26 protein-coding genes are annotated in these 21,262 nt (G+C 44.5%); 10 read left to right on the top strand and 16 right to left on the bottom strand.

The window, feature by feature from the left end:
• The 3 genes from AY605_RS05025 to AY605_RS05030 form a co-directional block, all read left to right on the top strand.
• Positions 1-456: FAD-dependent oxidoreductase (locus tag AY605_RS05025; protein ID WP_171254917.1), on the top strand; the 456-nt coding region annotated here is incomplete at its 5' end.
• 692 nt (positions 457-1,148) lie between these two features.
• A complete protein-coding gene (locus AY605_RS14785; protein ID WP_081406328.1) occupies positions 1,149-1,397 on the top strand; it encodes a hypothetical protein in 249 nt (82 codons plus the stop codon).
• Between the two features lie 144 nt (positions 1,398-1,541).
• Positions 1,542-1,748: a hypothetical protein gene (locus AY605_RS05030; protein ID WP_064095370.1), complete on the top strand. Its 207-nt coding sequence runs from the start codon at positions 1,542-1,544 to the stop codon at positions 1,746-1,748.
• Here the strand turns inward: AY605_RS05030 and AY605_RS05035 are convergent.
• Together AY605_RS05035 and AY605_RS05040 are read right to left on the bottom strand one after the other, a co-directional pair.
• Complete coding sequence (locus tag AY605_RS05035) at positions 1,732-2,370, bottom strand: LysE family transporter (RefSeq protein WP_064095399.1); 639 nt, start codon at positions 2,368-2,370, stop codon at positions 1,732-1,734. The two genes, AY605_RS05030 and AY605_RS05035, sit on opposite strands and share 17 nt — an antisense overlap.
• A gap of 120 nt (positions 2,371-2,490) precedes the next feature.
• Entirely contained in the window at positions 2,491-3,057 is a 567-nt protein-coding gene (locus tag AY605_RS05040) for an FxsA family protein (protein ID WP_064095371.1), read from the bottom strand.
• Between the two features lie 125 nt (positions 3,058-3,182).
• Between AY605_RS05040 and ruvC the strand changes: the two genes are divergently transcribed.
• Positions 3,183-3,728 (top strand): crossover junction endodeoxyribonuclease RuvC, encoded by a 546-nt coding sequence (gene ruvC, locus AY605_RS05045; protein ID WP_064095372.1) that lies wholly within the window; start codon positions 3,183-3,185, stop codon positions 3,726-3,728.
• A gap of 3 nt (positions 3,729-3,731) precedes the next feature.
• Here the strand turns inward: ruvC and AY605_RS05050 are convergent, their stop codons facing one another.
• Both AY605_RS05050 and AY605_RS05055 read right to left on the bottom strand, forming a co-directional pair.
• Positions 3,732-4,004, bottom strand: coding sequence for an acylphosphatase (locus AY605_RS05050; RefSeq protein WP_064095373.1), 273 nt, complete (start codon positions 4,002-4,004; stop codon positions 3,732-3,734).
• Positions 4,005-4,014: 10 nt separating this feature from the next.
• Positions 4,015-5,487, bottom strand: coding sequence for a bifunctional ADP-dependent NAD(P)H-hydrate dehydratase/NAD(P)H-hydrate epimerase (locus AY605_RS05055; RefSeq protein ID WP_064095374.1), 1,473 nt, complete (start codon positions 5,485-5,487; stop codon positions 4,015-4,017).
• Between the two features lie 23 nt (positions 5,488-5,510).
• Between AY605_RS05055 and queG the strand changes: the two genes are divergently transcribed.
• The 3 genes from queG to bioB all read left to right on the top strand — a co-directional run bounded on the left by queG (position 5,511) and on the right by bioB (position 8,047).
• Positions 5,511-6,605, top strand: a complete 1,095-nt coding sequence (gene queG, locus AY605_RS05060; protein ID WP_064095375.1) for a tRNA epoxyqueuosine(34) reductase QueG — start codon at positions 5,511-5,513, stop codon at positions 6,603-6,605.
• Between the two features lie 103 nt (positions 6,606-6,708).
• Positions 6,709-6,912 carry a hypothetical protein gene (locus AY605_RS05065; RefSeq protein WP_081406329.1) on the top strand — a complete coding sequence of 68 codons (204 nt, stop codon included), beginning with the start codon at positions 6,709-6,711 and terminating at the stop codon, positions 6,910-6,912.
• Positions 6,913-7,045: 133 nt separating this feature from the next.
• Positions 7,046-8,047: a biotin synthase BioB gene (gene bioB / locus AY605_RS05070; RefSeq protein ID WP_064095376.1), complete on the top strand. Its 1,002-nt coding sequence runs from the start codon at positions 7,046-7,048 to the stop codon at positions 8,045-8,047.
• Between the two features lie 7 nt (positions 8,048-8,054).
• Here the strand turns inward: bioB and AY605_RS05075 are convergent, their stop codons facing one another.
• The 4 genes from AY605_RS05075 to AY605_RS05090 all read right to left on the bottom strand — a co-directional run bounded on the left by AY605_RS05075 (position 8,055) and on the right by AY605_RS05090 (position 10,801).
• Positions 8,055-8,291: a hypothetical protein gene (locus AY605_RS05075; protein WP_064095401.1), complete on the bottom strand. Its 237-nt coding sequence runs from the start codon at positions 8,289-8,291 to the stop codon at positions 8,055-8,057.
• A 773-nt stretch (positions 8,292-9,064) separates the two neighbouring features.
• Positions 9,065-9,964: an MBL fold metallo-hydrolase gene (locus AY605_RS05080; RefSeq protein ID WP_064095377.1), complete on the bottom strand. Its 900-nt coding sequence runs from the start codon at positions 9,962-9,964 to the stop codon at positions 9,065-9,067.
• Between the two features lie 2 nt (positions 9,965-9,966).
• Entirely contained in the window at positions 9,967-10,383 is a 417-nt protein-coding gene (locus AY605_RS05085) for a DUF6691 family protein (protein WP_064095378.1), read from the bottom strand.
• 1 nt (position 10,384) lies between these two features.
• Positions 10,385-10,801: a YeeE/YedE family protein gene (locus AY605_RS05090; protein ID WP_004810628.1), complete on the bottom strand. Its 417-nt coding sequence runs from the start codon at positions 10,799-10,801 to the stop codon at positions 10,385-10,387.
• Between the two features lie 120 nt (positions 10,802-10,921).
• Between AY605_RS05090 and AY605_RS05095 the strand changes: the two genes are divergently transcribed.
• Positions 10,922-11,242 carry an ArsR/SmtB family transcription factor gene (locus AY605_RS05095; protein WP_004280150.1) on the top strand — a complete coding sequence of 107 codons (321 nt, stop codon included), beginning with the start codon at positions 10,922-10,924 and terminating at the stop codon, positions 11,240-11,242.
• Here AY605_RS05095 and AY605_RS05100 read toward each other — a convergent pair.
• The 4 genes from AY605_RS05100 to dsbD form a co-directional block, all read right to left on the bottom strand.
• Positions 11,239-11,601, bottom strand: coding sequence for a YidH family protein (locus tag AY605_RS05100; RefSeq protein WP_064095379.1), 363 nt, complete (start codon positions 11,599-11,601; stop codon positions 11,239-11,241). The genes AY605_RS05095 and AY605_RS05100 overlap by 4 nt on opposite strands.
• Positions 11,602-11,709: 108 nt before the next feature.
• Complete coding sequence (dsbG, locus tag AY605_RS05105) at positions 11,710-12,450, bottom strand: thiol:disulfide interchange protein DsbG (protein ID WP_064095380.1); 741 nt, start codon at positions 12,448-12,450, stop codon at positions 11,710-11,712.
• An 18-nt stretch (positions 12,451-12,468) separates the two neighbouring features.
• Positions 12,469-13,317 (bottom strand): TlpA disulfide reductase family protein, encoded by an 849-nt coding sequence (locus tag AY605_RS05110; protein WP_064095381.1) that lies wholly within the window; start codon positions 13,315-13,317, stop codon positions 12,469-12,471.
• Entirely contained in the window at positions 13,314-15,251 is a 1,938-nt protein-coding gene (gene dsbD, locus AY605_RS05115) for a protein-disulfide reductase DsbD (protein WP_064095382.1), read from the bottom strand. The genes AY605_RS05110 and dsbD overlap by 4 nt, the downstream gene beginning before the upstream one ends.
• 108 nt (positions 15,252-15,359) lie before the next feature.
• On the opposite strand from dsbD, the gene AY605_RS05120 reads away from it, so the two are divergent.
• Together AY605_RS05120 and AY605_RS05125 are read left to right on the top strand one after the other, a co-directional pair.
• A complete protein-coding gene (locus AY605_RS05120; protein WP_064095383.1) occupies positions 15,360-16,034 on the top strand; it encodes a response regulator transcription factor in 675 nt (224 codons plus the stop codon).
• Positions 16,027-17,406, top strand: coding sequence for an ATP-binding protein (locus tag AY605_RS05125; RefSeq protein ID WP_064095384.1), 1,380 nt, complete (start codon positions 16,027-16,029; stop codon positions 17,404-17,406). Before AY605_RS05120 ends, AY605_RS05125 begins: the two co-directional genes overlap by 8 nt.
• Here AY605_RS05125 and bioD read toward each other — a convergent pair.
• The 4 genes from bioD to bioA are packed head-to-tail and all read right to left on the bottom strand — an operon-like array spanning position 17,384 to position 21,229.
• The gene (bioD, locus tag AY605_RS05130) at positions 17,384-18,037 is read right to left on the bottom strand and encodes a dethiobiotin synthase (RefSeq protein WP_064095385.1); all 654 of its coding nucleotides are present in this window, start codon (positions 18,035-18,037) and stop codon (positions 17,384-17,386) included. The genes AY605_RS05125 and bioD overlap by 23 nt on opposite strands.
• A complete protein-coding gene (gene bioC / locus AY605_RS05135) occupies positions 18,034-18,789 on the bottom strand; it encodes a malonyl-ACP O-methyltransferase BioC (protein WP_064095386.1) in 756 nt (251 codons plus the stop codon). Before bioC ends, bioD begins: the two co-directional genes overlap by 4 nt.
• Positions 18,786-19,955, bottom strand: coding sequence for an 8-amino-7-oxononanoate synthase (locus AY605_RS05140; protein WP_064095387.1), 1,170 nt, complete (start codon positions 19,953-19,955; stop codon positions 18,786-18,788). Before AY605_RS05140 ends, bioC begins: the two co-directional genes overlap by 4 nt.
• Positions 19,952-21,229 carry an adenosylmethionine--8-amino-7-oxononanoate transaminase gene (bioA, locus tag AY605_RS05145; protein ID WP_064095402.1) on the bottom strand — a complete coding sequence of 426 codons (1,278 nt, stop codon included), beginning with the start codon at positions 21,227-21,229 and terminating at the stop codon, positions 19,952-19,954. The genes AY605_RS05140 and bioA overlap by 4 nt, the downstream gene beginning before the upstream one ends.
• Between the last annotated feature and the right edge of the window lie 33 nt (positions 21,230-21,262).

A 21,262-nucleotide genomic window follows, 5' to 3' on the forward strand; every position in this document is an offset into this window, starting at 1 on the left:
GCGATCGACCTGGCCGGTATTGTAGAACATGTAACGCTGGTGGAATTTGATACCAAGCTGCGTGCCGATCAGGTACTGCAGGACAAGCTGAACAGCTTGCCGAATACCACAGTCATCAAGAATGCCCTGTCGACTGAAGTGCTGGGTGACGGTTCACAGGTGACTGGTCTGAAATACAAAGACCGTGCGACTGATGCAGAACATGTGGTTGAGCTGGCGGGGATCTTCGTACAGATCGGCCTGTTGCCTAACACCGACTTCCTGAAAGAGACTCCGGTTGAGCTGAGCAGTCGTGGCGAGATTGTGATTAACGAGCGCAACGAAACCAATGTGAAAGGTGTGTTTGCTGCAGGTGACTGTACCACTGTACCTTACAAGCAGATCATCATTGCCACCGGTGAAGGGGCAAAAGCCTCGCTCTCTGCATTTGATTACATCATCCGTTCAGGACAGTAATCTTAACGATAGAAAAGCCAGTCATCATGACTGGCTTTTTTGTTTTTAAGTATAATTTTTATTTTAGGAGTTCGACGGCTAACTGCTCAATGTTGCCCATTTCTGCATGGATGGCAGATACATTATTTAAGATGGTCACTGCTTTTTTATTATTCAGGTCTAAAATTCAAAAAGCATTGAAACAACGTTTCATATGCAGCTACGTTAAAATCTTGCTGAAACTACGTGACAGCTTGCTTTTCCGCCTCAGTTTGCGCGAAACACTGCCCATCCCCTTAAACTTACAAGTAGCACTGTTGTTTTTTTCATGCTTTGGCTCTTTATTGGAGTATTTCTGGTTACAGAACATAAATTATCAAAATTATTTAAATATTTACCCAATTTTTATACATAAATTTCCCACTAACTCCCTCGTTAATAATTATAATTCATTGGTTAAATCAAATACTTAAAAATTTTTAGAATATCTTGGGCCGCTAAGATAATCTTTCCTGCCTGCGTTGCCGCAATCCTGATATTGATTGTTTTAAATGAAATGGTTTTTATGCAAAAAATGCTTTAGTAACCTTTTTGTTAAACCCCATAGGCATGGTTCATGCATTGATTTAGAATCTGATGTGTAAAAAACATGCTGATGTACATTAAAAAAAATAAATTATTCACTCGAATGCTGTGAATTCAAGGAGATCATCATGCTACGTTACCAGTATCATTGTGCATGCTGTGACAAAGTGGTTGAATCCACTCAAAAGGTTTGTAACGATTGTGGTTCACACCATATTCGCAGCCCTTTTGGTTTCTGGATTTTATGTCTAATCGCCTGTCTCGTTACAGCTATCGTATTTAAAGTGGTGCATTTGTATGTGCAGTCGCAACAAGAAGTGCCGGCACAACACTCGCTATTGGATGTTTTAAAAGAAGAAGATAAAAGGCTTCGTTAATTTTATTCACCCCGCAGCAAGACCTGTTCATCCTAAACAGGTCTTTTATGATACTTGAGTCATCCGAATCGTGCTGCAGAAAAACCACCTCATAAGACCTCGATTTGATTTACAATAACCATAGATTCAAATGAGAGACAGGTCATGATTCAGCTAATTAAAAAAGGTGGATTGCGTGAGCGCGCCAACCGTAGCCGCAGCTATCAAGGTTCTGAAAATACTGAAACCACTTTAAAGCCTAATCGCTATCAAACGGCGCTTAAAAGCCAGGATAATGCAGCATCTCCTATACATGTCTCATCTATGACTACAGCCTTGGATGAAGATGCACAAATTAATTCATCAGAATAAGTGCGTCATACCACAACCAAAATGCAAACAGCAGAAAGAGTCCGCCTGAAATCACATCAATATAACTACCTGAACGTTGGTACAACGCTTTAATTTTTGGTTGGGAAATCAGCATCATCAATAAAGCGAACGTAATAAAGGTCTGCAAGGGAATAATCACAGCCAACTGTGTTTTTAAATAACCTGAAGCAGATGAACTCAAGGCGAGTGAAAATACGCTACTAAAATAGATCAGTGTTTTAGGATTAGAAAGATTGGTCCATAAGCCCAGCATAAAATAGTTTTTAACTTGCACTTGCTCATTTACATTATCATCGGGTTGATATCTATTTTTAAAGCTGTGCAAGCCTCCCTTTAGCATGGCCCAGCCCATCCTCGCCAGGAACACACCACCGAGCACCATCAATACCTGTTGAATCCATGGAAACTGATCAATCAATACAGTGAATCCAGCCAATGTCAGGATGACCCACACCACAATTCCGGCAGAGATTCCTGCGATAACTTTCAGGGCATTCTTGCGTATGGTAGATGCCGCGCTTTTGGCAATCAAAAGAATATCGGGGCCGGGACTTAACTGTGCCACAAAATGTAAGGCACAAATGGTTAGAAGCAGTGACATGGGTTCCATAAAAGAATTCTGAAAACAGTGCATTATAACTTTTGCGTGAATATTCGCATTATTTATTCTGGTAATAAAAAACCGAATCAAATGATTCGGTTCAAGCTTCAAATAGAATACTTATTTAGGATTCACATCTTTCATTTCAATTTTTTTGGCATCAGGTGTCACTTCACGTGCTTCACCATCAATGATCGTTGAATCACCGTGGCCTGACTGCTGCTTTTGCATATCCTGCATTTGACGCATCATCTCGGCAAATGGATTTTGGCCTTGTGTACCACCCATATCACCCATCATGCCCCCCATCATTTTTTCCATCATGAGTTGCTGACGCTTCATCATCGCTTTCATTATTGCGGCTTTAAAGACCTGCTGAACTGCCGGAATAAGCATCAAGACTGCCAATACGTCAGTAATCAATCCAGGAATAAGCAAAAAGAAACCTGCCAGAATTTTAGGTAAATTTCCTGTTAGTGCAGGATCTGCACTCATCTGTCCCATCTGCATTTGCTGCATCTGAGGCATGACACCGGCCGAATATTTACGGATCAGATTCATACCAATAAAGAATGCGGCTATAAACCAGAAAAATACGTACCACATGCTCCCGACGAGGTCACCCACGCCAATCCAGACCAGTACTTCTAGGATTACACCTGCAAGGATAATAAGAAATAATTTCATGAAAATTAATCTAATCTCAGTAAAATAAATAATAGGATGGGGAAATCAACAGCTTCATCAGGATCAAGCTTTTTTGATACGCTTATGTAACAATATGGGCATTATTCTATTTTTAAAGTGCAGGCATGTCATTAATTATTGGGATTGACCCCGGTTCTCGTTTAACTGGTTACGGGATTATCGAAAAAGACGGCTCCAAACTGACTTTTGTCGATGCCGGTACCATTAGAACAGAAACGGCGGAAATGCCTGAACGTTTAAAACGGATCTTTGCTGGCGTGGAGCGCATTGTAAAATTTTATGGTCCGACCGAAGCCGCAGTCGAACAGGTTTTTATGGCACAAAATCCGGATTCTGCCCTAAAACTTGGGCAGGCGCGTGGTGCTGCAGTTGCTGCACTGGTCAATCTGGATTTGAAAGTCGCTGAATATACCGCGCGCCAGATCAAGCAGTCGGTGGTGGGTTATGGTGCCGCCGATAAAGAACAAGTACAGATGATGGTGATGAATATTCTAAAACTCAGCATCAAGCCCCAGCAGGATGCTGCCGATGCCTTAGCTGCTGCCATTTGTCATGCTCATGCTTCAGGCAGTATGAGTAAAATGGCGGTATTGAATGCTCTAGGCGGTATGGCACGCGGCCGGAGTCGCGTCAGTAGCCGTCGTCGATAAGATTTAATGCAATATTCTAAAGTCTTGAGCATCTAGGTCAGATTCCAGATGCTCTTGAATAACCGCTTGTACGTTGGCACGAGCAGGTCCTTGCCAACTTCGTACAATCATTTCCTGAAGCTGGGAGTCTGTTCCAGCAATAACAGCCTCCACCTCACCTGTGCTCAAGTTCTTCACATATCCTTTCGGTCCAAGTGCCTGAGCCTGCTCGGCAAACCAGTAACGATACCCAACTCCTTGTACCTGGCCTGAAATACTCAATTTGATGACTGGCACATTATTCTCCTTAGCGATTCACGACCTGATAAATCGCATGTTTCATATCCTGTGCCTGCAAGCCACGTTCGCCATTTTTGGCCAGTTCATCACCGGCAAGTGCATGCAGTGTCACAATTTCATGCAAATGAATTTTTTGTTTAAATTGTGCCTTTAGACTGGCAATCATTCCAGCCAGCACATCTCCCATTCCGCCCGTCCCCATACCGGCATTTCCAGCTGTGCATATATAAAGTTTTTCTTCCAGAATCAGACTGCCTGAACCTTTTAGCAGCCACTGTCCCTGATATTTTTGTTGTAGGGCATGAATAGCTGCAACCCGGTCTGATTCTATTTCTTGAGTACCTTTCTGCAGTAGCGTAGCGGCTTCCCCGGAATGCGGTGTAGCATAGGTTTTGGAGTTCAATATTTGGGGCTGTCTGGCTAAAAACCACAGTGCATCTGCATCCAAGACAATTTCCAGGTCTGAATTTTGAATTAAATCAAACCATGCCTGATATTGCTCTTTTGCCCATTCATCACGCCCCAAGCCCATCCCGAAACAGACTGCATCAACCTGCTGAATCAACGCTATGCGCTGCTCGACAGTGAGAGCATTAATATCACGTAGCATGATATTCGGCGCACGCGACAAAATCGCTGTATGGTGTTTTGTATCACAAGCAATGGTGACTTTTCCCGCTCCTGCAGCAAATGCTGCTTCGGCAGCCATAATCACAGCCCCTCCCATATTGGCATGTCCACCAATTACCAACACATGACCATAACTGCCTTTATGACCAAAAGCTTGGCGTTTGGGTAATTGGATCTGATGTGATGCAAGCTGGGCAATCGGTTGAAGCTCAGTATCTGCGGGAATTGCAGAAATCAGTTCGATCTTGCCCGCATATTCTTTGCCCTGACCGGTGAACAGTCCGGCCTTGAGCCCTAAACCCGTAAAAGTGTAGTCAGCTTTAATCGCAACAGGCAAAGGCTGGCCGGTATTGGCACCCAATCCACTCGGAATATCGATCGAGATTTTTAATCCATTTTGCCGGTTAATACCATGAATAATGTCTTGCCAATTTGAATCCAGCTGACGGTTCAGACCAATGCCGAATAAAGCATCGACATAGGCTTCATATTCGGTTTGAAAGTCAAACTGCGAATAAGGCTGCAAACCGGCTTGTTTGGCTTCCTGTACAGCTGTTGCCAGATCTTTGGAACTGCCCGGTTCAGCCGCATAAATTTCAACTTGAAAACCAGCCTGTTTTAAATATTTAGCCACCAGATAACCATCGCCGGCATTATTGCCTTGACCGCAGCAGACAGCGATTTTTTTAATTTTTTCCCTGAAAAATAAAGTGCCCAGTTGCTGGCTGATTGCCCAAGCCATTTGTTGCATTAAACCATAGGAGCTATTTTGCTGCTGAAACCAGCGCTTTTCCCAGGCTTGAATACTTTGGCTATGATAAACGAGGCTATGGTAAACTTGTTGCTGCATTTCTAATTTCCTGTCTTTGGTTTATGACAACTCCCGATTCTCACGCGCAAATTCAGTTCTATCAACAAGATCCAGCTGAGTTAAAGGCCTGGATTAAAGCACAGGCTTTAGAATTGGGTTTTACTGATTGTGTCATTGCCAAACCGGATGCTCAAGCAGAATTAGCCCGCTTACAGGAATATCTGGATCGCGGATATCATGGTGACATGAAATTTCTGGAAGACAATCTGGAAAAACGCGCCAATCCCGCTTTACTGGTTCCCGGCACACGCAGCATTATCTGTGTGCGCATGGATTATCTGGTTGATAAACCGGAATCCAGGTATATCCCTTATGCTCCGAACTCCGCTATTATTGCCCGTTATGCCCGTGGCAGGGATTATCATAAGACCATGCGTGGACGCCTAAAGACCTTGGCTTCAAAAATCCGGGAAAAAGTAGGAGATTTTGAATCACGTCCTTTTGCGGACTCAGCCCCTATCTTTGAAAAATCTCTGGCTGAAAGTGCCGGTATGGGCTGGACAGGTAAACACACCCTTCTGATTCATAAAACATCCGGCTCATTCTTTGTGCTGGGCGAACTGTTTACTTCACTCGAACTCCCTTTTGATGCGCCTGCCAGTAAACATTGTGGTTCCTGTACTGCATGTATCGACATCTGTCCGACTCAGGCAATTGTCGAGCCTTATATGCTGGATGCTCGCCGCTGTATTGCCTATCTGACTATCGAATATAAAGGCGTTATTCCAGAAGATTTGCGACGCGGGATTGGTAACCGTGTTTTTGGCTGTGACGATTGCCAGCTGATTTGCCCTTGGAACAGTTTTGCCCAAGTCACCTCGGTAGAGGATTTTCATCCGCGGCACGGACTGGATCAGGTCAGTTTACTGGACTTATGGCAATGGGATGAAGCGACCTTTTTAAGTTCGACTGAAGGTAGCCCGATGCGCCGTACCGGTTATCAAAGCTTTATGCGTAATATCGCGATCGGTCTGGGAAATGCACCTTTTGATGAACAAATTGTTCAAGTACTCCATCAGCAGCGTGCCCATCATGATGAGATTGTACAAGTGCATATTGATTGGGCTGTTCAAGAACAACTGGCAAAATCCAGTTAATTTTCCATTTTTACCTAGCGTCACAGTTTCACTTAAAAGCCTTACACACCCTTATTTCAGACTATGGCATAAATACAAATAGTCAAAATGAAATGGAGGAAAGATGATGTCATCAAAAAATCCAAATCAAGAGCTACTTGAACAGCTTCAGGAAGAACAGCAGAAGCACCAACAGCAGCAACCCCAGCATGGGCCAATTAATTCTCCGAAAAACAACCAGCATGAACAGGACCAGCGCGTATTTAACAAGCAGCATCGTAGTGATCTGCATGGTCAGGATATTCATGGAAATCACAGCAACAAATAAGCTGTCCATTAAAATGCAAAGCCCACCTTGTGTGGGTTTTGTTTTTTCTATAAGGTCATATTTTGCTAATGAAGATAGCCGTGCTTTTACTTAAGATGAAGCATGCAAAATAAGTATGAACAAGGACAGAAAGATGAACAGTAGTGATGTCGTACGTAATGATTGGTCACGTGAAGAAATACAAGCACTTTATCAGCAACCTTTAATGGATTTAGTGTTTCAGGCACAACAGGTTCATCGTGAAAATTTCACTGCAAATACCGTTCAGGTCAGTACCCTGCTCTCGATTAAAACCGGTAAATGCCCTGAAGATTGCAAATACTGTTCTCAATCAGCTCACTATGATTCCAAACTGGAAGCTGAAAAACGTATTGCAGTCGAGAAAGTCATCCAGGAAGCTAAACAGGCTCTGGCTTCTGGCAGTTCACGTTTTTGTATGGGTGCTGCGTGGCGTAACCCGCATGAACGCGATATGCCTTATGTGCTGGAAATGGTACGTGAAGTCAAAGCATTAGGTTTGGAAACCTGCATGACACTGGGTATGCTAAATGAGTCACAGGCAGAACGCCTGAAAGATGCAGGTCTGGATTATTATAACCACAACCTAGATACTTCTCGTGAATACTACTCACACATTATCAGCACACGTAGCTTTGATGATCGTCTAGATACGTTGGATCATGTGCGTCAAGCTGGCCTGAAAGTCTGTAGTGGCGGTATCGTTGGTCTGGGCGAAAGCCGTAATGACCGGATTGGCTTATTGTATGAACTTGCGACTTTGGCGGTGCATCCGGAATCTGTGCCAATCAATATGCTGGTTCCGATTGAAGGCACACCGATGGCAGATGTAGAAAAACTGGATGTCATCGAGTGGATTCGTACGATTGCCGTAGCGCGTTTACTGATGCCAAAAAGTTATATTCGCCTTTCTGCGGGCCGCGAATCCTTAACCGATTCAGATCAGGCTCTGGCATTTATGGCCGGTGCAAATTCTATTTTCTCGGGTGAAAAACTGCTGACGACCCCTAATACTGCTCAAGGCAGAGATCAGCAACTTTTTGCTAAATTAGGTCTGGTTGCAGAACAGCCAAAACCAGGTGTTCGCAGTCTGGCCACAGATGCCATGGCAAGCTAATAATTATTTAATTTGATGAACTCGCAGAAAAGTTATGTGCAGTAATTAAAATACCATAGCGAGCATTCAGATAATCTCCCACTCGGATTTGATCTGTTCCATTGGCATGATGCACCACCAGCTCTTGAGTGACTGCATCATAGCTAAATGCGTCATAACTGTCTTGATGCAGGCTGAGCCAATGCAGCGTATCCGCCAGGTTATCATCTACGATATAAGTATCTGCATAGAAATCCTTGCTCATCTTCCGCTGTTCACCCATTTAAAATTCCCTTTAATTTTAACGTAAATTAGCGAATTACAGACATAAAAAAGTGAGCCTATGCTCACTTTTCTTGCAACAACGTTAGTCCTTATTTGTCCCGCATTTACGACACTCCCTATGTTCGCCGATTTCTTGCATTTGCTCATATTCATAAATATGCAGACAGAACAGTTTTCTTAAAAGCTGAAGCATCTTTGAAACTCCTGTTTAATCATTTTTTTAATACGCTTCTTAAGATATTCCTTCCTGAAACATCATGATTTTTGACTAAAAAATCACCTCCTATTAATTAACATAATTTTTTCACTTGTAAAATGCATTTCATCTACTTTTCACTTTTTTTGTTAATTTTTTTGAAACGCAACATAGTCCTTTCACGAATATTATTTTTTGGGATTAAAGAGAATAATTTAAATATACCAAACCAAAATAACACCTTGATACAAGACTAACCTATTGTGCTGCAAAGAAGCTCTTTGATGAAAAGATAGAACTGGAAAGATTATTATGTAGCGCCCATCCGGACAGGGAGATCTGTTTAAAACAGTAAAACTAGATAAAACTGCTTAAATAAAAAATGTATTAACATTTGCTGTTCAAAAAAATGAAGTAAATTTAATTGAATAACTAAATTTACTTCTCGCTGGCTCGTACGAAGCAGTCGAACTCATCTTGGTTAAAGTTTAACTTCAGTCTGATTCAGATAAAAAAAGCATGTGCAATCAATATGATCACACATGCCAAGGAGGATTTTAAGACTTAAAATAATTCAATGGCAATTTCAAATAAGACACACCATTGGCTTCAGGCTCAGGGAACTGCCCTGCTTTCATATTGATCTGAATCGCCGGCAGAATCAGTTTTGGCATATTTAAAGTAGCATCACGCTGATGACGCATTTCGACAAACTCTGCTTTACTGGTGCCTTCGTGGATATGAATATTCTGGGTTTTCTGGGTGTGTATATCTGTTTCACAGACATAGTTATGACGTGTTGAAGGCAGATAGTCATGACACAAGAACATTCGAGTTTCAGGCGGAAGCTGATACAGTGACTGTACCGAATCGAATAAGGTCGATGCACTACCACGCGGGAAATCGCAACGTGCTGTACCGTAATCCGGCATAAACAGGGTATCACCCACAAATACCGCATCCCCGATTACATAGCTGAGACAGGCCGGTGTATGCCCTGGCGTAGGAATATTATAAGCATCCAGTTCACCAATCTTGAAATGCTCATGATCCTCAAACAGGTAGTCAAATGGCTGCAGGGCATTAAACTGTTTCATGTCCAGATGATAAATCGCACCAAAGGTTTCCTGTACCACAGAAATTTTCTGGCTCATGGCAATTTTACCACCCAGTTCTGCCTTGAGATATTGCGCTGCTGTCAGATGATCGGCATGAACATGGGTTTCCAGAATCCACTCAACAGTTAAATTTTGTGCCTTAACATAGGCAATAATACGATCTGCATGTGTAGTCGATGTGCTGGCCGAGGCCGCATCATAATCCAGGACACTGTCAATAATGGCACAATGTCCGGTTGCAGGATCACTTACCACATAACTGAAGGTATTGGTGTTTTCTTCAAAGAAATCTTGCACAACCGGTTGTTGTACCTGTTTTTCCATTGAAATGTCTTGCATAGTTAAGCTCCTGACCATTTACGGTGAATCCATACACCCACCAGCATTGCTACAATAAAATAGAGCACTTGATAGTGACCCAAACCGATCAAGGTGAAACTTGGTGCCGGACAGATGCCCGCAATCCCCCAACCTGTACCAAATAAAACCGCACCCGTAATCAGTTTCTTATCTATCTGATTATTTTTAGGCAAATCAATAGGCTCATTAAATACTGTTTTCGGTTGAGCCGCATGTACCGCTTTCTGGAAAGGAATAAAGGCCACCGCAATCGCGCCCATCATGACAAAGGCCAGACTGGCATCCCAATCACCAAACAGATCCAGAAAGTCGAGTACTTTTTCAGGATTGGACATGCCCGACACCATCAGACCCACAGAGAACAGGGCACCAAATAAAAAGGCAAACACATTTTTCATTTTAGAATGCTCCTGTGATATGACGGATAATATAAACGGTGACAAAACCTGCAAACATGAAAGTCATGGTCGCGACAATAGAACGCTTAGACAGCCGACTAATGCCACAAATTCCGTGACCACTGGTACAGCCCGAACCCAGACGTGTCCCAAAGCCTACCAGCAGACCTGCCACAATCATCATCAATGGGCTGGCATTCAATTCAATTTCAGGTTGTACAAACAGACCATAAATAAACGGTGTAATGATCAAGCCTGATAAAAACCAGATCGCAGGCGTTTTAAATACGGTTTTTGGGTTTAATACCTGCCCAACCAGACCACTGATTCCTGCAATACGGCCATTGACGTACAGATAGCCGACCACTGAAAGTCCGAGCATTAAACCGCCAATAAATGCGATGAGGAAGTCATGCATGGTGAATCAATCTCTATACAATATACTTTTTTATATTATATAATAAAAAATAATAATCAAGCAGTTTTATGGTAAATTGTGTAAACTGCACGGGCTACATCAAAGGTTTCGAGGACATTTATGGATATGATTGCTGCAAATGCCAAAATTGATTTTTCACAGGTCGATTTCGTCAGCCAATGCCTAAAAGTTTTAGCCAATCCTGATCGTCTGAAAATCTTATGTGTCCTGGTCGACGGGGAAATGAATGTTCAGGAAATTGAAGAATCTACCGATATTCATCAACCTACACTTTCACAACAGCTGACTGTACTGCGTAAGGCCGACATGGTTGGCACCCGACGTGAGGGTAAACAGATTTTCTATCGTCTGAGTGACCCCAAGGTCTTGAGCCTGATGCAAAAGCTGTACGAGCTGTATTGCGCCCAACCCTCTTCCTAGTGCAGCCAAAAAGAAATGATCAGAAGCAGTCCGCTAAAAGCAGTAAACAGGTTTAGCCATACGGGATACTGGGTGTAATAACCTTCAATAAATTCCGGCGGTCGCAGTGATGCCAACCCCCGTCGATATTGCAGGATTGAGGCGAAATTTACCAACATACCAAATACAATCACCGCAATTCCCAACCATTGTGAATAAGCTATTTTCTGTGCATAAGTGTCTGGGTCCACCAGTTGCACTAGCAGGTTGGATTTTTCAATCACAAAACCAAAAGCAATTAATGCCAAACCACTCCGGTTCCACGCCAGAGCGGTTCGTTCCAAAGCAAGCAGTACCCGTGGATCATCCAAATTTGACATGTCTTATCTGCTCTTCATGCTTAGCCTATCCACCAATGTAAATCTGCTCCCCTATCATGTATAGAGGTTTTAAGTAAAAATTACTTTTTCTATCATGTAGTTAAAATCTTATTGTTCAAAAATTTCCTTGACGTCCATCGCCAGGCCTTGAGTAGATTTAAATTCACCCTGACTGTTTTTCCAGGCCATCGACGGTGTGGAGAAAAAGCCGTATTTCCCCATCAAGGCCTGATTGGCATCAATTCTGGCAGCAATTTCGGCAGGAATCTTTTCCATTTTCTTGAGCTGCTTTTTACCTTTATTCTTGTTCATATCGTTAAAAACTGCCGCTGGATCTTTCGACATTAACAATGTTGCCACCTGACCACGGCTTTCTTCACGGATCACACCGACCTGAATATGACGCAGCTGTACCTTGCCTGATTCGACCCAAGGTCGGGCCGCCTGCCAGAATTTATAGCAATATGGACAATTGGGATCGGAAAAGACATAAACCACCCGTAGTGCATCCGGCTTGCCATCCTGAATCCAGGTCGATTTTTCCAGGGTTTTCCAGACGTCGTCCAATACCGCTTTTTTCATATGCTTTTCAATCTGCTCATTGGACAGGCTTTTCCCTTGCGCATCAAACAGTTCGCCCTTGATATAATATTTGTCATCATTGGAGATAAAGAGCGTATTGGAGTATTGGTCTTCATGCCCCACCCAGCCGGTCATTCCTTGCGGTGCCGGAATCTGTTTTACAAACACAAAACCCTGTTTTTCAATGTTCTGTTTAATATTTGCCTGTGTGTGCATGCTCATGATCAGGAACATACCTGCACCAAGCACCTGGTAAATTTTGTTCATACTAAGTCCTTCCGTTTTTTAAGGTTGATTTGAAATTCTGTTTAAATATTGCTGCAACATGGCCGGACTGAGTTCCCCCATATGCCGCTCGACCAGCTGACCTTGAGCATTAAAAAACAGCGTCGTTGGCAGGCCAAAACTATTCAGCTGCTGGGGTAGTTCACCATATGGGTCCAGCAGGACATGTTTAAATTGAAACTGATGTTTTTTTAAGTAGGCATTTACAGTTTCAACCTCCTCACCCTGATTGAGCATGACAAAATTCACTTGAGGATGCTGCTGGGCTGCTTTGGCCAACACCGGCATTTCGCGATGACACGGTGGACACCAGCTCGCCCACAAATTAATTACCGTGGGCTGGCCAATAAATTGGCTGAGTGAAACCTTGTCTGTACCCAGACGCTCCTGTTCTAGTCCAGCAAAGGCTAGATCAGGAAACGCTGCTTCAGTTTTTAGACTGGATTTGAATGCGAGCCCAAGCCCGATCCAGAGTACAAAGATGATCAACAAGATGGCTTTAAATCTGGTCTGCAGCTGTCTGTTTCGAATGACATACCACAAAGCACCAAGCAGCACCCCGCCCCATAAATGAAAACCTTTGTCCTGGATTTTCAGTATGTCGATGGGCGCTGCAAAATACAGCTCGGCATTGAGTAGAATAAAAACAAGACGTGCACCCAGCATCCCTAGCAAAAAACTGCTCCAGAGCAAATCCTGACTTTGTCCAAGCAGCTGTTTAGACCATGAATACTTTCTGGCTAATCCAAACAAGACAGCAGATAACAGCACCAAGCCAGTTGCGACAATAATGAGTGTCCAGGGCAACATCAAAGGTCCCAGATGCAGTGCATCACTGGAAATCATCATGGTTGCTCCCCTTGCAGTTGCTGCAATGTGCCTAGCAAATGTGTCGCGCTAAAGCTTCCAGTCAAACGCAAGTCCCGCTGTTCCTGATGCGCTGCATTTAAAAATATGAAGGTGGGTGGACCGAGAATTTGCCATTCTTTTAGCAGCTCATCCTGACTTGAATGATAGTGGGTCAGGTCTAATTTGATTCGAACCACATTTTGTAAAGCCGTCTGGACATCACTACGTGGAATCACTTCCTTTTCAATCGGTTGACAGGCCACACACCAGTCTGCATAAACATCAATCACTACCGGCTGTTCGCGATGTTTAGCTAAAATCTGTTGCAATTGTGCGGCTGTGCTGACCTTCTGCCATTCAAGCCGTGATTCCACATGAGCGACCTGTACCTGGCTCCAGACATGATAGAGTTTCATACCTCCTGCATAGACCAGTAAACCACTGAGCAGCATCAGGACTATTTTCGATACAGACCGATGCACATGGGGCAGCATCTTGAACAAGAAGTAGCCTGAACAGGTGATCAGTACCACACCCAAAAGGCTCAGGTATAAAATGCCGGGCAATAGAGGGCGGGCAAAATACAAGGCCAGCGCCAGCATGACAAAACCAAAACTAAACTTCAGGCGATCCATCCAGATGCCAGGTTTGGGTAAAAGATGGGACCCAAATACAGCTGCGATAAATAGCGGCAAGCCCAGCCCAAGTCCTAAGACAAACAGATAGCTGGCACCCAGTATCGGTTGATTGAGCTGAGACACATAGATTAAAGCCCCAGCCAACGGCGCACTCATACATGGCCCTACTATCAGTGCGGCGATCATGCCCATAAGACCGGCACCAATCAGCGTGCCACCCTTCTGCTTTTGCTGCCATTGATCCAGACGCTGCAACATTACTTGGGGTAAGGACAGCTGAAATGCTCCGAACAGATTAAGTGCGAACAAAACAAACAGAATGCTGAAAATACTGATGAATACCGGACTTTGAAACCAGCGCTGAAAACTGTAACCGAGCTGTGCCACAGCAAGTCCCATGACCGCATAGACCAGTGCCATACCCAAAACGAAAACCAGCGCAATTAGTGCCGCACGGTAGCCCCGGTTCTGCTGAACCAGAATTCCCGTTAAAATTGGAATTAAAGGTAAAGAACATGGTAAAAATGCCAGCAGAATGCCAAGCCCGAGAAAAATCAGGGCATTAATTAACAGACCTTGTTCTGACAGCAGACTTAAAAAATACTGGTCATTGTTCCACTGGCTATGCATGCCTGCTGACGAAGTTTGATTTTTAGGGTCTGCAATGAGCTGGTCATTTTTCTCTGTTAATTCCACCTCAGGCTGCACCACAGGTTCAGAAACTGCAGCGACTTGTATTTCCTCTACCTTTTCTTCGGTCAGTGCTTGATCTGTACTTGGAGTTTGCTCTATAGCTTGGAGCTCATCTTTCTGAGCAGTCAGAATTTTTTCGTTTACTTGTGGCTGTGTAGTGCTGGCCAGCAGCTTTTGAGGCTTGCTCAAGTTTTGCGCTGGAAATAAACCATCTGCATCAGTTGTTACTGTGGTGCGTTGTACCGGATAACATAAACCACTTTCTGCACAGCCCTGCCATTGCACTACAAACTGCTGGTTGGGCTGCACATTCATATTGGTTTTGACTTGCCCATAATGCACTTGGGTCAAACCGAAATTGGGATCGTCTTTGTCTTCGGGTTTGGGCAACGCCAACTTGACTGGGGTCTGCTGATGAGACACTTTAAGCTGGTCATGATACAGGTAATAACCCTCTGCGATTTTCCAGCTAAGCTCTGCCTGATCCTGGCTTGTAGAAACCACCTGAAACTGAAATGCCTGATCCGGTGGTAAAAAGTCTGCATGTACAGTTCCCGTCATGATTCCAACGCCGATCACGGCACCCAATATCCACTTCAACATCCAGCTGCTCTCCTCCTGTTAGGACTGCATTATTGAAAAACTAAAATTAAGGCAACATTAACAGCCCAAATCATTTATAAAATAATGGCAGTTTGATCAGGATGTTCTATGTTTATTGTATTGGTTGAGGATGACCCCTATATCGCACAGAGCATTTGTGCTGCTCTGAACTATCTGAATATTTCAGTAGAGCATGTTAGTCACGCACGTGCTGCGGATTATTTTATCCGGCATAGTGCAGTCGATTTGTGTTTGCTGGATTTAGGTCTGCCGGATCAGGATGGCCTGGAGTTGCTGCACAGCTGGCGACGCGACCAGATTGATCTCCCGGTACTGGTATTGACGGCGCGGCTGCGGACCGATCAGTGTGTTCAGGCCCTGAATGCCGGTGCCGATGACTATCTGACCAAACCCTTTGAACTGGAGGAGCTGATTGCCCGGATTCATGCCCTCACCCGGCGCCACCGTGGCTTTGCCTCGAATACACTGCAATTTGATGAACTGGTTCTGAACCGGGATACCCAGACTGTGACCTATCAAGACCAGGCCGTGAATTTATCTCGCCGTGAATTCAGCCTGCTGGAAACCCTGATGAGTCACCCCAACCAGATCCTGAAAAATGAACAGCTTATTGACAAGCTCTATGGCTTTCAGGACGCTATAGAGAGCAATGCCCTGAATGTACACATTTATCACCTGAGACAAAAACTGCATCCAGACTTGATTCAGACCGTTCGCGGTGTGGGCTATATTTTCAAACCGTTTGAGCAACGTCATGTTTAGTCACAGCTTGAAATGGCGTTTGGTCATGAGTCTTTTGGCCGTGTTTATTGTGTTGTGGAGTGCGGTATTTTCATGGCTGTATATTGACCTGAAACAGCGTTTACAAGACACACTGGATCAACGCTTATCGGCATCTGCACAAATGGTTGCCCGGCTGATTCAGCAGTTACCGCTGGATAGTCTGGGGGATGCAACCCTATCAAAATTAGCCAAGAATGATGATGCAAACCAGTTAATTGCCTGTGAAGTCTCTCTTTTTAGCTCTGACATCTCGTTAGGTAATCAGGTGATTGCCAAAACACGCGGTGCCCCCCAAAATTTAAGCCAGCGACCAGAAGGATTCAGCACCTGGCAGCAGGGTGATACGGAATGGCGCAGTTATGTTCTGCGTCGTGGCGATATTCAGGTGGTGGCGGCAGAACGCATGTTCTTGAGGGATATGCTACTACAGCAGATTCTGCAGTCCGTACTGGTTCCCTTGGTCTTCTCACTGCTGATCTGTATTGCCTTGATCATCTTTATTATCCGCAGACAGTTCCGGCCTTTGGATCAGCTCAGTCAATACCTGAACCAGAAAAACCTCAACTATTCACAGGCGGCAGATTTTTTAATGCAGCTCAAGCCTGCAAGCATCCCTCAGGAAGTACAGCCTTTTGTCAACAATTCCACGCAGTTGATTCAGAAACTCAATGACAGTCTGCAACAGGAGAAAGCCTTTAGTGCCTATGCTGCACATGAATTACGCAGTCCCCTGACCGCAATTAAAACCCATGTACAACTGGCCCAGCTGATCGGTCAGCAGCAGAACCTACCTGAATCCATTCAGCACAATTTGCAGCAGGCCAATGAGAGCATCCGGCGTTATACGCTGTTACTCGAGCAGCTTTTATTGCTGACCCAATCAGAAAACAGTATCCAAGCAATGCCTGAAGCCATCTGGCTTCGCCCCACGCTTGAGAAGGTGCTTGCAGACTTAAGTACACGCTATCCTGAAATTAATGAAAAAATACAGGTGGACTGGGAAAGTCTAGGCGAAATTCAGCTACCTGAATTTGTGCTGTATACGGTACTGAAAAATCTGCTTGAAAATGCACTGCTGCATGCACAGGCTACCCATATCTGGATTTCCATGCAGTCTCATGGCCTGGTGATTGAAGATGATGGACAACAACTTACAGCCAAGGATATCCAACATTTAGGACAACGCTTCTGGCGAAAATCTGCTCAGCAGCATGGCCATGGTTTAGGACTGGCATTGACCGTTAACCTGTTAAAACAGTATGGCTATCTGCTCTCTTTTAATGCCCGACGGCCCTATGGGCTTCGCATTGAAATCAAGTACGGCGTGTCTAAGCGTGACCTGCAAGCTTAGGAATATCCAGCCATACGGCTGTTGGAAAATACCGGGTCAGATACTCCTTTAAATATTGAATGGTATCCATCGCAATCGTTTGGTCCTGGTGGTCATCAGCATGGTTAAATGCCACAGCATGAAGTGCGACTTTACGCTTTTTGAGTAGCTCCAGACTCAGTAAAGTATGATTAATACTGCCCAGACGGCCTGAAGTCACCAGAATGACAGGATAATCGTGCGCTGCAATATAATCGATCGTCAGCATGTCCCGGGTTAGCGGCACCATTAATCCGCCCGCCCCTTCAAGCAAAACCCGGTCATAACGCTCGGCCAGTATAGTGGCTGCCTGCTGAATTTTTCCGAAATCGATCGAACGCCGATCCAGTTCAGATGCCAGATGCGGTGAGGCCGGATAGCTAAAAATTTCTGGCATGGTCAGCTTGTCATGGTCTTCAGGCAGCAGCCCACACCCCATGATCATCCTGTGCTGCTCGATATCTTCTGAAACATCCACATTGCCAGTTTGAATCAGCTTTTGGGTAATGGTTCGAATTCCCTGTTCATTCCAGCTTCTGGCCAAAAAACCGGTGGCATAGGTCTTACCAATAGCGGTATCAATGCCGCTGACAAAATAGATTTTCGAACTCATAGAGCTTTCCGTGCAATCAGGTAAATGGGATGGTAGGTCAAAGGATAACTCCCTGTTTCCGGGATCTGGAATTGAGCATAATGGTGCTCGAACTGCGCAAGTAAGCTTTTGCTCCAGCGAAAACCCTGAGCCGTTGCCTGCACACCGGTAGATTTCATGTGTTTTAGCACATCTCTAGGCTGGGCAAAGTTGAGCTGGATCCGTTCTTCATTTGCCATTAGTAGTTCAAAGCCCTGTGCCTGCAAGATATTGGCTACAGTTTCCAGTGGTAAATAATCCAGACCCTGTCCTGTTAATACTTTAATTTCTTTTAAATTGTCTTCTGCATAACTGGCAAAACAGAAATATCCTGATGGGTTCAAGGCAGTGGCCACTTTTCGGATTAAGGCCGGTAGCTCCTGAATCCACTGCAAGGCTGAACAGGACACCACCACGTCTAAAGACTGCGGTAATGGTAACTGTTCAATATCGCCTATACCCCAGATGAATTGCTCAGTTTCAGGAAAATGCTGTTTCACTTCAGGATAAAGATCATTTAAAAACAACTGATCAACCCCATAATGCTGTAAAAAAGCATGGCTAAACAGACCTGAACCGCAACCAATTTCTAGCGCACGTTGCATATGCGGTTGGGGAATATGCTGTTGCATTAAATGAAGTAAATGTTGAGCGACATGGCGCTGTGCTACGGCATGCTGATCATAACTGTGCTGAGCCTGAGCAAATCGTTGTGCAATCAGTGTGTTGTTCATGGCTGATATTGCTCCAGTACACTAAAACAGTGCTGAATTTCCTGATTCTTTATTCCATGATGCAAACATATCCGCAGTCGTGACGAGTTTTTGGGAACAGTGGGTGGACGTACAGGCAATACATAAAAACCATGATCTTGCAAATAGGCTGCCGAAGCTACGGTCTGATGCGTTTCCCCAATAATGACCGGAATAATCTGGGAACTTGACGGACAGTCATAACCCAGATTTTTTACTGCCTGCTGACTGTATTGTGATAATGCAGTTAATGCTTGGCGTTCTGCGTTTAAGCCCTGTTGATGCTGAAAGATAAAATTTGTCCAGGCCATACAGATGGGAGGTTGGGCAGTACTGAAAATGAGCGGGCGCATTGAATTAATCAGATATTCCCGGATTACCGGTTCGCAGACCAAATAGCCGCCAACCGAAGCAAGCGCTTTACCAAAGGTACCTACCAGGAAATCGATATCTCCTATCACATTATATTGTTCGGCACAGCCCAGTCCACGTAAACCGCGTACGCCTATCGCATGCGCCTCATCAACATACAGCATGACTTTAGGATGCTGTTTCTTTAGCGCCACCAAAGCAGTTAAATCGGTTTCATCCCCATCCATACTAAAAATGGATTCTGTGACGACAATGATACGTTCAATTGAATCATCTGAATGATATTTCAATAAAAGTTGTGCCAAGTGATCTAAATCATTATGCCGATATCGCACATAATTCGCTTTAGATAAACGGATACCATCAATCATACTGGCATGAACCAGTTTATCTGCAATGATTTGGGTCTTACTGTCTGCAAGCGCAGGTAAAATCCCGATATTCATATGATAGCCGCTATTAAACAGCAGTACCGCACGGCCAAAGGCTTGCGACATGTCATGTTCAAGCTGTTCATAAGCGGGAAAATTTCCAGTCAGCAACCGGGAGGAACTGGCACTCATCTGCCGCTCAGAAACAGGAGTCATATCAAAAAATGCTTCCCGTAAATCCACTTGGCTGGCAAGACCCAGATAATCATTCGATGCCAGATTCAACATGGTTTTGCCGTTGAGTTCAAAATGGGCAGCACTGGTAATTTTGGATTTAAACTCGCGGTACTGCCCTTGATGCTTTAATACATCAAGTTGCTGTGCAAAATATTCGAGGTGATTCATGCTGCAAGCTCCAGATGCTGAATCATATCGATCATATGTTCCAGCAATATCTGCAATTCGGCTGTAGAAATAATAAAAGGCGGCATGACATACACCAGTCTGCCAAATGGACGAATCCATACACCACGACGAACACATTCTGCCTGGAATTCAGCCAGATTCACTGCCTGATGCAGCTCAACCACTCCAATTGCACCAAGCACCCGCACATCTTTGACTACAGGATGCCCCTCTAAAACATACAAAGTACTTAATTGCTGTTCAATACGCTGGATATTGGCTTGCCAGTCATGTGCCAGTAAAAGCTGGATACTTTTTACTGCAACTGCACACGCCAACGGATTGGCCATAAAGGTCGGGCCGTGCATAAAAACGCCCGCTTCCCCCCGAGAAATGATCTCTGCAACCTGCCTGGTGGTGAGCGTAGCAGACAAAGTCATATAGCCACCGGTCAGGGCTTTACCTAAACAAAGTATGTCAGGGATGATATCGGCATGCTCATAGGCAAATAACTTACCAGTGCGTCCAAAACCTGTCGCAATCTCATCCAGAATCAGGAGTACATCGTATTGCCTACACAAAGCTTTGGCTTGACGTAAGTATTCAGGATGATAAAAACGCATCCCCCCCGCACCCTGAACGATCGGCTCAATAATCAGGGCAGCGATTTGTCTGTGTTTTTCTGCCAGTAACTGTTCCAGTGGCTGGATATCCTGCTCCTGCCATTCGCCATTGAAACGACTTTCAGGTGCAGGAACAAAATATCGATTAGGCAGGCTTGAACCGAAGATTTGATGCATACCCGTGACGGGATCGCAAACTGACATCGCGTTCCATGTATCACCATGGTAGCCCGAACGTGTCGTGACAAAATTACTTTTTTCCGGTTGACCTTGGGCATGCCAGTATTGCACCGCCATTTTCAAGGCAACTTCTACAGCAACTGAACCGGAATCAGCAAAAAAGACTTTATCAAGCTCAGATGTCGTGATCTCCAGCAGGATTTTCGCAAGTTCAATGGCAGGCTGATGGGTCAATCCGCCAAACATCACATGTGACATCTTATTAAGCTGCTCAATGGCGGCCTGATTCAGCTCAGGATGACTGTAGCCATGAATCGTACACCACCAGGAGGACATACCATCAATCAGCGCCGTGCCATCTTGCAGATAGATCTGGGCACCGCTGGCGCTAGCGACCGGATAACATGGCAAGGGTGCAGTCATTGAGGTATAGGGATGCCAAATATGCTCTTGATCAAAAGCGTCAAACACAAAATTCATCCTGAAAAATTGTGGAAATATCGA

The sequence above is a fragment of the Acinetobacter sp. SFD genome, assembly GCF_001647575.1.
Classification (GTDB): domain Bacteria; phylum Pseudomonadota; class Gammaproteobacteria; order Pseudomonadales; family Moraxellaceae; genus Acinetobacter; species Acinetobacter pecorum.